Here is a 13,847-nt window from a genome sequence, read left to right as displayed (position 1 = left end):
AGGGGTATACCGTGCTCTTCCCTTTGCCCTATTCAGTTAGGAACGCTACAAGGCTACATAGCGTCACAAGAGACGACCTATTTTTTGATCCAAGGCATCAATTTACGTAATTCGCCGCCCACTTCTTCTACTTGATGTGCTGCAGATTGTTTACGTTGTTCGTTAAGGTATGGGTAACCCGCTGCATAGTCACCAAGGAATTGATCAGCAAATTTGCCGTCTTGAATATCTTTCAATACACCACGCATAGCTTCTTTCGCTGCTGCTGGGATTACTTTTGGTCCTGTAATATAGTCACCAAACTCAGCTGTGTTGGAGATGGATTTACGCATTGTTTCGAAACCACCTTCGTAGATCAAGTCGATGATTAATTTCATTTCATGAACACATTCAAAGTATGCATTAACTGGATTGTAGCCAGCTTCTACCAATACTTCGAAACCAGTTTGCATCAACGCACATACGCCGCCGCAAAGTACTGCTTGTTCACCGAATAAGTCAGTTTCAGTTTCTTGACGGAAGTCAGTTTCCAAAATACCGGAACGGCCACCACCTACACCAGATGCCCATGCCAATGCCACTTCTTTAGTGTCTCCGCTTGGATCTGCGTATACAGCATACAAGCAAGGAACGCCAGAACCTTCTTGGAATGTACGACGTACTAAGTGACCAGGACCTTTAGGAGCAACCATAAATACGTTTACGTCAGCAGATGGTTTAATTTTACCGAAATGAATGTTGAAACCATGAGCAAATGCCAAGTACGCACCTTGTTTAAGGTTAGGAGCGATGGATTTTTCATAAGTTTCTGCTTGCAATTCATCTGGAATCAAGATCATCACAACGTCTGCACCTTTTACAGCCTCGCCTGTTTCTTTTACTACGAAACCAGCTTCTTCTGCTTCTTTCCAAGATTTGGAACCTTCACGAAGACCGATTTGTACGTCCATGCCGCTTTCTTTCAAGTTCAACGCATGCGCATGACCTTGGGAACCGTAGCCAAGAACTGTAATTTTTTTACCTACTAATGCTTGTAGATTGCAATCTGCATCATAAAATACTTGTGTGCCTAAAATGTTACCTGCCATTGTGATAACCTCCTACTTTGTAATACATGTGTTAATGTTTATAATTTACTAGATTTTCTAGTGAAATTCAACTGATTTTCAGCCTTTCGGCTTACGGATTTACCATACTTAGTATGATAAATTGGTATGATTAAAAATATCTTTGTACACTCTATAAAAACATTTTATGAAAGCACTTGCAGCCAAGGTCGATCTTGGACCCAAGTTACTTTCACAGACAAACCATAGAGCGCCGATAAAATCTCATCGGTAATGACCTCTCGTTTCGGCCCCGATTGAAAGATTTTGCCTTCTTTTAATAGTGCCACATGGGTCACTGTGGGAAGGATTTCCTCGATTTGGTGCGTCACATAGATAAACGGACAAGGCCTGTCCTGAGTCTCACGTTGATTGAGATGACGGAGCAATTGTTCTCGGCTCGGTACGTCTAACCCATTGCATGGTTCGTCTAAGATGAGCAAGTCCGGACTCGTCATCAAAGCACGACCAATGAGAGCTCGTCGCTGTTCACCGGTAGATAATAACCCAAACTGACGATGCTGTACATACTGCAAGCCCATATCTGCTAGGACCGTATCACAGCGTTGTTCTTCTTCCTCTGTCACCTCTCGATACACACCGATAGTGCCATGCGCTCCAGATAGCAAAATTTGTCGCACTGTTTCGTCTCTCATCGTTCGTTCAAATTGCCCTAAGGTAGAGCTGACGAATCCGATGCGATCTTTCACGTCTTTCCACACGCATTGGCCAAAGGTATGCCCTAGGACACGCACCTCACCACGGGTGGCACAGGTATAGGCCATAATCATGCCTAGCAAGGTAGACTTACCTGCCCCATTGAGACCCAATAGCGCCCAATTTTCCCCTGTGTTCACATGCCAGTCCACACCTTGCAAAATCGCTTCTCCATTGCGGACGAAGGTCACTCCTTCGTAATGTAACAACTCGCCTTGTTTTGGTATAGTCATTACATTTTTTCTCCACGGCTCATAGCGGTGCAACCTGTTTTCGCAATTTCTAGAATGCCATATTCTTTCATAATTTCTATGAAAGCATCGAGTTTCTGTGTTTCCCCTGTAATTTCTATAACGATAGAGCTAGGTCCTACGTCGAGTACATTGCCACGGTACACATCTGCTAATTGGATGATTTGTGGTCGTACCGACACGTCAGCTTTTACCTTGATGAGCATCAATTCACGGCGCACCACTTGTTCTGGAGAGAACACTTTCACTTTGATGGCATCCACTAGTTTGTAGATTTGTTTTTGGATTTGGTCCAATTGCACTTCGTCTGTTTCCACCGTTAAGGTAATCCGAGCTTGATCCTTTGGAATGGAAATGCCCGATGTCATTTGGGTCACGGAATAGCCACGACGATTGAACAAGGACAAGATTCTAGCCCCGATGCCTGGTTTGTTTTTTGTAATCACTAACACTTGGTGTTGTTGTACTTTACTCATTGTCAGGGCCTCCTTTCAATCCCATCATATCTTTGGCTGTGCAACCGGCTGGAATCATTGGGAATACATTTTCTTCTCGTTCTACCACGCAGTTAATCACCACTGGCTCGTCAGATAGGATCAGGTCTCGCAATTGGCTGCGCAACTCTTCGATGGTGGATAATGTCACACCTTGTACGCCATAGGCTTTTGCCAAGGTTTCAAAGTCTGGGTTCACCTCTAAGTCTACAAAGGAATAGCGACGTTGATTAAACAACTCTTGCCATTGACGAACCATGCCCAAGAAACCGTTGTTGATGATGACCACTTTTACAGGGATATTATACGCTTTCAATAAGAGCAATTCTTGGCTGTTCATTTGTAAGCCCCCATCACCTGTGATGAGTACTACCTTTTTATCTGGTTGTGCCACTTGTGCACCGATGGCCGCTGGCAAACCAAAGCCCATCGTACCGGCACCACCGGACGTGATGATCGTATTCGGCTTGGAGAAAGTAATGAATTGAGACGCCCACATTTGATGTTGTCCCACGTCGGTCACAACGATGGCGTTGCCTTTCACAATATTGTCGATTTCTTGAATCACCTTTTGTGGTAATAAAGAATTTCCCTCATGAGGTCGCACTCGAATTGGATATTCTTCACGCCATTCACGGATGCGTTCCAACCAACTTTCATGCGTTTGTGGAGTCAACTCATGATTTATTTCATTCAATACATGTTTCAAATCCCCAACGATAGGTATATCGATAAGTTTATTTTTACCAATTTCAGCTGGGTCAATATCTACGTGAATGATGGTAGCATCTTTGCAGAACTCCTTCGGTACCCCTGCAATGCGATCGTCGAAACGAATCCCTAATGCTAACACTACATCTGCTTCATTCACAGCATAGTTAGCATACACTGTACCATGCATGCCTAACATACCTAGCGATAATTGGTGTTCTCCTGGAAAGGACCCTAAGCCCAATAAGGTATTCACTACTGGAACTTGGCATGTAGTCGCTAATTTGTAAAGTTCTTCTGTAGCATTCGATAATAGTACCCCATGACCTGCTATGATAAGCGGTCGTTTCGCACCTTTCAATAGATCGATAGCTTTCTTGATTTGTTTTGGATGTCCAATGTAATTCGGATCATAGCCTTCGATAGAAATTGGTTCATTAAAAATAGCTTCAAATTCTTCATAAGAAATGACATCTAATTGCGCATCTCGTGTGATATCTACCAGCACGGGACCTGGTCGACCAGTAGTCGCTAAGTAGTACGCTTCTTTCACAGTGCGTATCATGTCTCGAATATCTTTCACCAAGTAGTTATTTTTTGTCACCGGCATGGTAATACCCACAATATCCGATTCTTGAAATGCATCTTTTCCTAGCAAGTGGCTGCACACCTGACCTGTAATGGCCAAGAGAGGAATAGAATCCATATGCGCCGTCATAATACCTGTCACTAGGTTCGTCGCCCCTGGACCAGATGTGGCTAGGCAAACACCACATTTACCAGACGCACGAGCATAGCCGTCCGCTTCATGGGCCGCCCCTTGTTCATGACGTGCTAAGTAATGGTTAATACCCTCGAAATCATAAATTTCATTGTATATAGGAATTACGGCGCCGCCGGGATAGCCAAATATATCTGTCACTCCCAAGCGCTTCAATGTTTCTAGGAGTATGCGAGCTCCTCGAATCATCTTCTGTTCACTCATAGTTTATCCTCTTTCTATATCCATTCTATTCATTAGTCATGTTCATTAAATTCATTAGAACTGATACGGTGAATCGTATATCCACGGTCCGCCATGGCAGCCGTAATTTTCTTGATATGATCTTCTCCGTTCGTTTCTACGGTCACCACCAACTCCACTTCATGGAATCGGTCTAGGTTTTTAAACTGATTATGTTCTAATTTGATGACATTCGCATTTTGTTCTGCTAAGATTTCAGACACCGCCACTAATTGGCCTGGTTTATCTGATAAATTCACAGCAAATGTGAAAATACGGCCCCGTACAACTAAGCCTTTAGTAATCATGGACGCAATGGTTAATACATCGATATTGCCACCGCTTAAAATGCTGACTACTGTTTTGCCTCGCACCCGCAGTTTTTTCAATCCTGCCACTGAAAGTAACCCTGCATTTTCACCGATGATTTTATGTTTTTCTGCCAATAACAGGAAAGCTTCCATCAGTTCATAGTCGGATACGGTTACAATTTCATCTACATAATTTTGGATGTATTCCAAATTCTTGGAACCGATTAATTTTACAGCCGCTCCATCTGCAATAGTACTTACAGATGGTAAGTTCACAGGCTTTCCTTCTGCTACCGCTGCTTTTGCACTGGCTGCGCCTTCTGGTTCTACACCGATGATCTTCACTTGTGGATTTTTCAGCTTCGCTGCTGCTGCCACACCGGAGATCAATCCGCCACCACCAATTGGTACTAAGATAATATCTGCATTTGGCAATTCTTCTAAAATTTCTAAGGCAATCGTTCCTTGCCCTTCGATGACATCTTCATCATCGAAAGGATGGACGAACACATAACCGTGCTTTTCTTGTAGTTCACAAGCCTTTTCATAGGCTTCGTCATAGACTTCGCCAGCGAGCACTACTTCGGCTCCGTATTGGCGTGTGGCCTCTACTTTAATGAGCGGTGTATGGCGTGGCATGACGATGACTGCTTTAATACCTAAGCGTTGGGCTGCCAGTGCCACCCCTTGTGCATGATTGCCGGCAGAGGCGGCGATAACGCCACACGCCTTTTCTGCTTCTGTTAGTTTAGAAATTTTATTGTACGCGCCCCGTAATTTGAAAGACCCTGTGCGCTGTAAATTTTCCGGTTTAATATATACATCATTGCCTGTTTCTTGGGAGTACACAGAGCTATGAATTAATTTTGTTTTCACGGCGATGGTAGCAAGTCTCTCCCTAGCCTCCATGAAATCGTATAATTTATGCATATAAACGTCCTTTCCTAAGTATGTATTCTATCTACGAACCTGTACTTCCCTCATAGATATGTCTATCCCGACTGCGTTCCCTCTTATGCTTCGTCTAGGATTTCGATCGCACCTTGTGCCGCAGAGGATACATGCATAGCATATTTTTTCAAGTATCCTGTAACATCTGATTTGTACGGTGCTAAATTTGCTTTTCTTCGTGCAATTTCTTCCTCTGAAAGTTTCACATTCAAGGAACGATTTGGAATGTCGATTTCGATGATATCTCCATCTTCTACGATGGCAATCGTTCCACCGGAAGCTGCTTCTGGAGATACGTGACCAATGGATGCGCCACGAGTCGCACCAGAGAAACGGCCATCTGTAATCAAGGCTACGTCTTTACCAAGACCCATACCTGTGATTGTCGCTGTTGGTGTCAACATTTCACGCATACCTGGACCACCTTTTGGACCTTCGTAGCGAATGATGACTACATCGCCTTTTACAATTTTGTGACCCATGATTGCTTCAACTGCTTCTTCTTCGCTGTTGAATACTTTCGCTGGGCCAGAGTGAACTAACATTTCTGGGTCTACGGCACCTTCTTTGACAACGGAACCGTCGGGAGCTAAATTACCTTTCAATACAGCGATACCACCTGTGGTGTATACTGGGTCGCTCCAAGGATGAATGACATCTTCGTCTAGGACTTTCACAGTTTTAGCAATCGTACCTTGGTCCACCAAGCTCACAGATTTCGCACTTTCATGCAAGTGACCTTGTTCTTGTAAACGATGCATTACCGCATACACACCGCCTGCAGCATGTAAATCTTCGATGAAATATTTACCAGATGGAGACAATTTAGCCAATTGTGGTGTATCCCCTGCAATGCGGTTGAAATCATCCAATGTTAAGGATACGCCCGCTTCATGAGCGATGGCTGGTAAATGTAATGCTGTGTTGGAAGAACCGCCCAATGCCATATCCACGGCTACCGCATTTTCAAAAGCTTCTTTCGTCAATACATCTTTTGGACGTAATCCTTCTTGTAACACTTCCATCACTTGCATACCTGCACGTTTTGCTAGACGCAAACGCTCGGAGTAAACCGCTGGAATCGTACCATTTCCTGGTAATGCCATACCCAATGCTTCTGTTAAACAGTTCATGGTGTTCGCTGTATACATACCAGAGCAAGATCCGCAAGTTGGACATGCTACGTTTTCAATATGTTCTAATTCTTCTTCAGAAATGAGGCCTGCTTCAAATTTACCTACCGCTTCAAATACATCGGATAAACCGATTTTTTTACCATTATGCACGCCTGCTAGCATAGCACCACCAGAGACAAACACGGATGGTAAGTTCAAACGAGCGGCCGCAATCAACATACCTGGTACCACTTTATCACAGTTAGGAATGAATACCATCGCATCGAATGGTGTGGCCATGGCAGAAGCCTCGATAGAGTCAGCGATAATATTGCGTGTCACCAAGGAATATTTCATACCGATGTGGTTCATCGCCAATCCATCACAAATACCGATAGTATTAAATTCCATAGGAATACCGCCAGCCTCGCGGATGCCATCTTTCACAGACTGTACAAGATTTTTTAAATGCACATGACCTGGAATGATTTCGTTGAAAGAATTGGCAATACCGATGATTGGTTTTCCAATTTCCTCATTAATGAATCCTAATGCTTTTAATAATGAACGATGTGGAGCTCTTGTTGCTCCTTTGGCTACTCTATCACTGCGTACCATATGATGATCCTTTCTACTTATATAAATATAATTTATAACACTTGTTATAGATATAAAAAAGGGCGATCCCTAGGGAATCGCCTTTTAATATATATGTATGCACGTTAATCAAATAGACTACAACAACCTAGATTCCTTATGCTGTATACAAAGAAACCTAAGATGGTAGCTCTACCGAAGAAAAGGCGACCTCTATGGAATTGTTAGTTCTAATGACGTTCACTACTAGGAACAGGACGAGCACGAGAATTGCTAACAATACCATGATAATCTCCTTTCTGTACGATATGCGTACGAATCTTAACTATAAGTGTAATACTTTAAAAATAAAATAACTGTCTACTATTGTAACACCTTTGTCCACTGTGCGCAAGTACATATCTATATTTTTTTACTCTTTCAGATGTGTTATTTTCCACAATTTGTTATACTATAAGTGTTACTTCCCCTATACTGGTAACAGAGAGGGGGTGTTTGCAATTGGATCTATTTCTCAATTTCCTTATTTCTGTTGTGGCAGGTATAGTCAGCAACTATATTTGCAAGTGGCTAAACAGAAATAAACGAAGTAACTAGCCCAACAAGAGATAGCTCTCTATAAAAAGCAAAACCCCACGGTCCGCCAACCGTGGGGTTTTTTTGCTTGCAATTGGAAAGTCCTCAATTTCATTCCATCTCCATTATATCACTTTCCTAGTATATTTTCTAGTATATAAGAAACACCCAGGTCTCGCCACCTGGGTGTTTTTTGTGAACCTAATGCTAATTATTTTCACACTTTTTTCGCTTGCCCATATTATATCATAATTACAAAGAAATTAAAACCCCACGGTTAGCGGACTGTGGGGTTTCTTTTGCTTGTAAATGGAGGTCATCAACTTTTCCGTTCTAATTATATCATAGGTTAATAAAAATTTAAATCTTACTCCCCTAAAAAGCGTTTTGCTTCGCAGTAATTTACAATACCTTCTACTACTTTTTTAGCTTCACGCATAGCCAATACTACGGTAGCTGGTTTATGCACTACGTCACCACCTGCAAATACGCCTTGACGACTCGTCATACCATATGGCATATCTCGTGTCACTACATAGCCAGACTCATTCACTTCAATGCCATTGCCAGGACCTACTAAGCGTGTATTTGGTTTATGACCGATGGCCACGATAATTTTATCGGCTGGTAATGTAAAGTCTTCGCCAGTGCTTTTCACAGATCCATCTTCTTGTAATTCTTGTCGTGTAAATGTCAACCCTTCCACGATATCTGAACCTGTCACTTCTTTTGGAGCGGCTAAGAATTCAAAATGAACGCCTTCTTCTTTTGCTTCTTCAAACTCAGTTGGATTCGCTGGCATTTGCTCTTGTCCACGACGGTACGTCACAGTGACACTTTCAGCACCGAGACGGATACAAGTACGAGCCGCATCCATTGCCACGTTACCAGCACCGATGATGACAACTTTATCACCTTTGTACACAGGAATTAAAGACTCTTCCGCTCTACCATTTTGCACTAATTGTACAGATGTCAACAAAGCCATCGCCTGTAACATACCTGCTTTATCATCACCAGGTAAAGAAATTTCTGCTGGTACATGTGTACCTGTAGCAATAAAGATAGCATCAAAGCCTTCTTCAAATAAAGAATCTAAGTTGCGATCTGGACCGATTGTTACATTACACTCAAAAGTAACACCTAATCGTTCCAAGCTTTGCACTTCACGGCGCACAATTTTTTTACCTAATCGGAACTCAGGAATACCGAATAATAGGATACCACCTGGCTCATCTTGGCGCTCAAACACCGTTACTGCATAGCCTAATTTTGCCATATCTCCAGCCACTGTTAAACCAGCAGGACCAGACCCAATCACAGCAATTTTACCTTGGTCTTTACGGTTTGGTTTCACTTTACGAAGGCTATTGTCACTTTCAAAATCGGCTGCAAAGCGCTCTAATTTACCGATATTAATGGGTTTGTTCGCACGATTTAAAATACACGCTCCTTCACATTGTTTTTCACGAGCACACACACGGCCACACACCGCTGGCAAGCTGCTGCGCTCCGCAATGATATCGTTAGCTAAACCAAAATTACCATGTGCAATGGCTTGTATAAAACGAGGAATTTCATTTTCAATAGGACAACCTGTACGGCATAATGGCTTCGCACAGTTCAAACAACGCTTTGCCTCTGCAAAGGCCTCTTCTATCGTATAATCTTTATCAAATTCTAGTTCATGTCTTAACTCCATAAAGACCTCCTTGCACCACTCTGGTGACACACTTTCCCTTTACATACTCTATTTATAGATTCTTACTTATTTCGATATCATATCTCTAGTATACCATAAGCAACTATACTTCACTGTAACAATGGCTACACCCTTGCTATCTCTATGACTAGAAGTGCTCCTTTTCTTAGTAAAAGTGCTAAAAGATATATCCTATAGTATACCATATGTACGCACAGTGTGTAACTATGTATTTTTATATATTATGCAACAATACCCCTATCGTTTCATTATCGTTGCAACGATACAAAAAAGAGGCCCACCTCATAGGTAGACCTCTATATTCATAATGATTAGTTTGCAGATGTAATGGTTCCTTTGAACGTTTCTGCAATGAATTGTTTGATAGCTTCAGACTGATAGATTTCTGCAATTTTTTTGTATGTTGCATTGTCTTTATCTTGTTCACGAGTCGCTAAGATCATTACAGCCAATGGCTCATCTTTTGGTTCTAAGTACAATCCTTTTTCACCTACGTTGATACCTGCGCTTTGCACATAGTTCATCGGAATTGTCGCCAATGTCACATCATCTAAGCTACGAGGTAATTGTGCGGCCTCAAGTTCTTGGATTTTTAGATTCTTAGGATTTTCCACAATGTCTGCTACTGTGGCTTTAAAGCCAACACCGTCTTTTAATTTGATAAGACCTGCTCGTTGTAATAAGGCTAAGGCACGGCCACCATTGGTTGGATCATTTGGAATGGCTACTGTGTCGCCATCTTTCACATCAATAGGGGATTTCACAGTATTACTGTAGATGCCCATTGGCATTAAAATAGTTTTGCCAATTGGCACGAGTTTAGAATTATTTTGCTTGTTAAAGTTTTCCAAGAACGGCACATGTTGGTACGCATTCAATTGGATGTCTCCATCTGCCAAGGCTTTATCTGGTGTGATGTAATCAGAAAATTCCACCACTTTCAACTGGATGCCTTGTTTTTGTGCTTCCTTCGCTACCGCCTCAGCCACTTGTGCATGAGGACCTGCCGTAGCACCAATTTTAATTTCCTTCGGCGTGTCCTGCGTCGTTGTGGATGTACCACAGCCCGCAATACCTAACGCTAATACACCTACTAATAAGGGCGTGAAAAGTGATTTTAATTTCATACTGCTATCCTTTCATAACTACTCGATATATATTTTTTCTATTGAAAGTTCCCTTTCTCAAGTATTAAGGATATCATAGGTGCTATCTATTGGCTAATACTCGTTTTTACATAGTTATTATAGTTGCTAGTTATAATCATGTATGATATCTACATAAAAACAGAGGTCATCACTCCCTATGGTAGCAATGAGCCTCTGTTTACAGATTATTTGTTTAGCATAGCCAACACTTGATTCAATTTTTGTTCTAATTCAGTATTTTTCTCTTCTAACTGTTGGATGCGCACCTCATAATCGTTGGAAATCATAGGTTTCTTTTCATCTTTACCGATTCTGAAAGAAGCTCCAGCATTCCAAGACAGGGTATGTCCCGCAAGGCTAAGTCCAAAATTATAGAATCTATCTTTATTTGTATAATGACCTATTCCTAATGCCACGCCTTTTGTACCTTTAAATTGGCCTACACCAGCCATGACTTGTGTTCGATCTGTCCCATCATATGGTAGGGCTTTTAAAGCGCCTAAGGCAATGGCAGAGGCCCCTGCAATTTTTGCCGTATCATTTGCCTCTTCTGCCATGGCTTTCACCGTATGAACTTGGCTGACGATGCTTTCTGGTTTTGATCCCGTACCAGCATTCATTTTCTCGATTTCTTCAGGTGTATATCCTAGCGCATTTGTGATGGCTTTCAACTGTTTTACATTGACCGCATCTGTATCTTTGATACCCCCAGCTACATTGACGATTCTTCGTTTCATATCTGGAATATCTAACGTACCATTATCAAATTGCATCGTGTATCCCTCTGTACCTACAGAAACGACGCCTTCTGCTGCTTTCACCGCATCTCCTGAGAAAGCAGATGTACCATCTATAGCAGCACCACGTCCTTCTGTAGAAGAATACACACCAATAGCTACACTATTTTTATCATTCACACGCGACCAAGTGCCTAGAGCCATACTACTATCTGCCTTAGAACCTATTTCTGAACGATTACCGATGGCTATACTATCTTCTGACAACGTAGTAGCATACCGTCCTAGAGCGATACTTCTTTTTCTTGCTGTCACCGCTTGGGAACCCATAGCAATGGATTCATCTAACCAAGCTCGACTGGCTTTACCAATGGCAATAGAATCCGTTCCATTTGCTCGAATGCCATTACCAATCCCTACCGCATCAAATCCATAGACTCTAGTGTCATTACCAATTGCCATCGATTGAAAGGCTAATTTTCCTTCATATCCATTGGGAATACTTGGAGTATCTTTTTTATCTTTTGACTCATCTAATGGTTTATAATCATCTACGTTCATTACATGTTCTGATTGATTCCCCACCTTTGTAGGCGTATCATGTGGTACCTCCCCTAATGCTTCATCATCTGTTAATTTACCCACATAGGAGCTAGTACCAATAACAATCCCTTGTTCTCCATTTTTTTCAATCATTGCTCCATAGCCTAAGGCAATCCCAAAATTAGCATCGATATTGTGATTATACCCAATACCAATAGGAGCACTTATCCGCTTATCTTTCGATCCAATCGTACCTTTACCAATCGACACACCACCAGCCGTATAGGCTGTGCTTGTATCTCCATTCTTACCTAAATTTACCTCTTCTGCTAGTACTGTTGACGTACACAATAAAGCAACCAACGTCGCTAGTACTACGTTCCTTCTCATCATTTTGCATGTTCTCCTTAGTATATAAATTATATAATATTTTAATTTTATCACATATCGTTCTAATTCTGTAATATCAATGTCTCATAGTATGATCGATTAGTTGCCAGTTCCTCTAAGCGACTTACTAAAACTAAAGTATTTAGTTCTGCAAGGAGTTATATTGATAAACGAAATAACTTATACATAAAAAAGGAAGCTACTCTTATCTGTAACTTCCTTTTTATATCTGGTGCGCCCAGAGGGAATTGAACCCCCGACCTGCAGTTTAGGAAACTGTCGCTCTATCCTACTGAGCTATGAACGCAAGTATACATCTATTATAGTCTAACTGTACTCTCCCTAGCAATATGAAATCTAAAATAAGATTCGATATATATTATATATGCGTATATGTATGTGCATATCCACAATACAGAACATTTTTTCTAACCCATTAAGATTCAATAAAGCCTTATAGTACAAGGGTTATTCACTTTTTGTGTATAAGATGTGTATAACTATAGAGTTATTAACACTAAATACACAATGTATTAACAAGCTACTCACAACCTATACCCATAGTTATACACTGAGTTATCCACAGTTAGGTGGATAACTGTTCCATATGTACGATAAAAGTCTCTTTTTTGTTCTATTTTTACACTATACCCACTGTTAGTGTCTATCTACCCATGACATAGATTTACTATTGATTACATATACGATAATACATATCTATATCTCATCATCTACTACATACACAATAAGCCTATAGAACATAGCTAATCTGTTCTATAGGCTTTATCATATGCATGGTATATATCAGATATTCTCTTACTAGAATACTTTCAGTATGCACCACATTGTCACTTACAAGTGCTGAATATCCAACATATGATCTCACTTATTCAGCAAAGTGTAATTGACCATCTACTTCTACTGGAATCCCCCAGTCAACTTGCACGCCAATTTTGTTCCACATGCGAGTTAAGGCTAATTTTAAGTTATCGTAGGAGTCCAATGGTTGCACTGTCAACTCATCATATGTATTTAATCCTGTGGCATGCATTACTGTTTGTTCTGCTTGCAAATAGGATTCTACTTTCTCTTTCCAAGTTACATCCTCTAATACCACTTGGCATTCTTTTGTTTCTTTGTTATACGCAATATGACCACGCTCATTATCTCCATAATGAATTGCTAAATATACCCATTCCATGGTGTACCCTCTTTCATGACTAACATAAGTTATGATGTATACTATACTCATACTTTGATATATTCTGTTCCTATTATATCGTATCTTTCCAAGTAGTGGCAATATAGATACTTCTAATTCTATTGCAGTTTACTCCAAATGATTACAATACTTTCAATATCCATACCATTGCTTTTTATTTTTACGTACATTATAATGTACATAAAGAGGTGATATACATGGCAATTATTAATATTACAAATTTTAGAAAAAATATTTTTGAGTATTTAACAC

Annotated in this window: 10 protein-coding genes and 1 tRNA gene; all 11 read right to left on the bottom strand. The window is 41.0% G+C overall.

Translation table 11 applies throughout. The annotated features are described in order from the left end of the window. Positions 1–77: 77 nt before the first annotated feature. Positions 78–1,088, bottom strand: coding sequence for a ketol-acid reductoisomerase (gene ilvC / locus EO121_RS07500; RefSeq protein ID WP_127011130.1), 1,011 nt, complete (start codon positions 1,086–1,088; stop codon positions 78–80). 164 nt (positions 1,089–1,252) lie between these two features. After that, positions 1,253–2,056: an ABC transporter ATP-binding protein gene (locus tag EO121_RS07495; protein WP_127167167.1), complete on the bottom strand. Its 804-nt coding sequence runs from the start codon at positions 2,054–2,056 to the stop codon at positions 1,253–1,255. Then, entirely contained in the window at positions 2,056–2,550 is a 495-nt protein-coding gene (ilvN, locus tag EO121_RS07490; RefSeq protein WP_126938427.1) for an acetolactate synthase small subunit, read from the bottom strand. The genes EO121_RS07495 and ilvN overlap by 1 nt, the downstream gene beginning before the upstream one ends. Beyond that, positions 2,543–4,264, bottom strand: coding sequence for a biosynthetic-type acetolactate synthase large subunit (gene ilvB, locus EO121_RS07485; protein WP_127161376.1), 1,722 nt, complete (start codon positions 4,262–4,264; stop codon positions 2,543–2,545). Before ilvB ends, ilvN begins: the two co-directional genes overlap by 8 nt. Before the next feature lie 32 nt (positions 4,265–4,296). Then, positions 4,297–5,523, bottom strand: a complete 1,227-nt coding sequence (ilvA, locus tag EO121_RS07480; RefSeq protein WP_127167165.1) for a threonine ammonia-lyase — start codon at positions 5,521–5,523, stop codon at positions 4,297–4,299. 83 nt (positions 5,524–5,606) lie between these two features. Continuing rightward, on the bottom strand, positions 5,607–7,277 hold the full coding sequence (gene ilvD / locus EO121_RS07475; protein WP_127167163.1) for a dihydroxy-acid dehydratase: 1,671 nt from the start codon (positions 7,275–7,277) through the stop codon (positions 5,607–5,609). 922 nt (positions 7,278–8,199) lie between these two features. After that, positions 8,200–9,534: an NAD(P)-dependent oxidoreductase gene (locus EO121_RS07470; protein ID WP_127167161.1), complete on the bottom strand. Its 1,335-nt coding sequence runs from the start codon at positions 9,532–9,534 to the stop codon at positions 8,200–8,202. Between the two features lie 332 nt (positions 9,535–9,866). Next, positions 9,867–10,682 carry a MetQ/NlpA family ABC transporter substrate-binding protein gene (locus EO121_RS07465; RefSeq protein ID WP_127167159.1) on the bottom strand — a complete coding sequence of 272 codons (816 nt, stop codon included), beginning with the start codon at positions 10,680–10,682 and terminating at the stop codon, positions 9,867–9,869. 206 nt (positions 10,683–10,888) lie between these two features. Next, positions 10,889–12,376, bottom strand: coding sequence for a YadA-like family protein (locus EO121_RS07460; RefSeq protein WP_127167157.1), 1,488 nt, complete (start codon positions 12,374–12,376; stop codon positions 10,889–10,891). A gap of 227 nt (positions 12,377–12,603) precedes the next feature. Beyond that, positions 12,604–12,680, bottom strand: a tRNA-Arg gene (locus tag EO121_RS07455). Between the two features lie 579 nt (positions 12,681–13,259). Beyond that, positions 13,260–13,574 carry a hypothetical protein gene (locus tag EO121_RS07450; RefSeq protein ID WP_127167155.1) on the bottom strand — a complete coding sequence of 105 codons (315 nt, stop codon included), beginning with the start codon at positions 13,572–13,574 and terminating at the stop codon, positions 13,260–13,262. Between the last annotated feature and the right edge of the window lie 273 nt (positions 13,575–13,847).

This window comes from Veillonella sp. CHU732, from assembly GCF_003992085.1.
GTDB lineage: Bacteria > Bacillota > Negativicutes > Veillonellales > Veillonellaceae > F0422.
This window is presented reverse-complemented; position numbering and strand designations above follow the sequence as displayed.

What these genes read in the sequence shown, in the direction of transcription:
- ilvC (WP_127011130.1), bottom strand. Translation starts at nt 1,088, where the DNA reads ATGGCAGGTAACATTTTAGGCACACAAGTATTTTATGATGCAGATTGC.
- EO121_RS07495 (WP_127167167.1), bottom strand. Translation starts at nt 2,056, where the DNA reads ATGACTATACCAAAACAAGGCGAGTTGTTACATTACGAAGGAGTGACC.
- ilvN (WP_126938427.1), bottom strand. Translation starts at nt 2,550, where the DNA reads ATGAGTAAAGTACAACAACACCAAGTGTTAGTGATTACAAAAAACAAA.
- ilvB (WP_127161376.1), bottom strand. Translation starts at nt 4,264, where the DNA reads ATGAGTGAACAGAAGATGATTCGAGGAGCTCGCATACTCCTAGAAACA.
- ilvA (WP_127167165.1), bottom strand. Translation starts at nt 5,523, where the DNA reads ATGCATAAATTATACGATTTCATGGAGGCTAGGGAGAGACTTGCTACC.
- ilvD (WP_127167163.1), bottom strand. Translation starts at nt 7,277, where the DNA reads ATGGTACGCAGTGATAGAGTAGCCAAAGGAGCAACAAGAGCTCCACAT.
- EO121_RS07470 (WP_127167161.1), bottom strand. Translation starts at nt 9,534, where the DNA reads ATGGAGTTAAGACATGAACTAGAATTTGATAAAGATTATACGATAGAA.
- EO121_RS07465 (WP_127167159.1), bottom strand. Translation starts at nt 10,682, where the DNA reads ATGAAATTAAAATCACTTTTCACGCCCTTATTAGTAGGTGTATTAGCG.
- EO121_RS07460 (WP_127167157.1), bottom strand. Translation starts at nt 12,376, where the DNA reads ATGATGAGAAGGAACGTAGTACTAGCGACGTTGGTTGCTTTATTGTGT.
- EO121_RS07450 (WP_127167155.1), bottom strand. Translation starts at nt 13,574, where the DNA reads ATGGAATGGGTATATTTAGCAATTCATTATGGAGATAATGAGCGTGGT.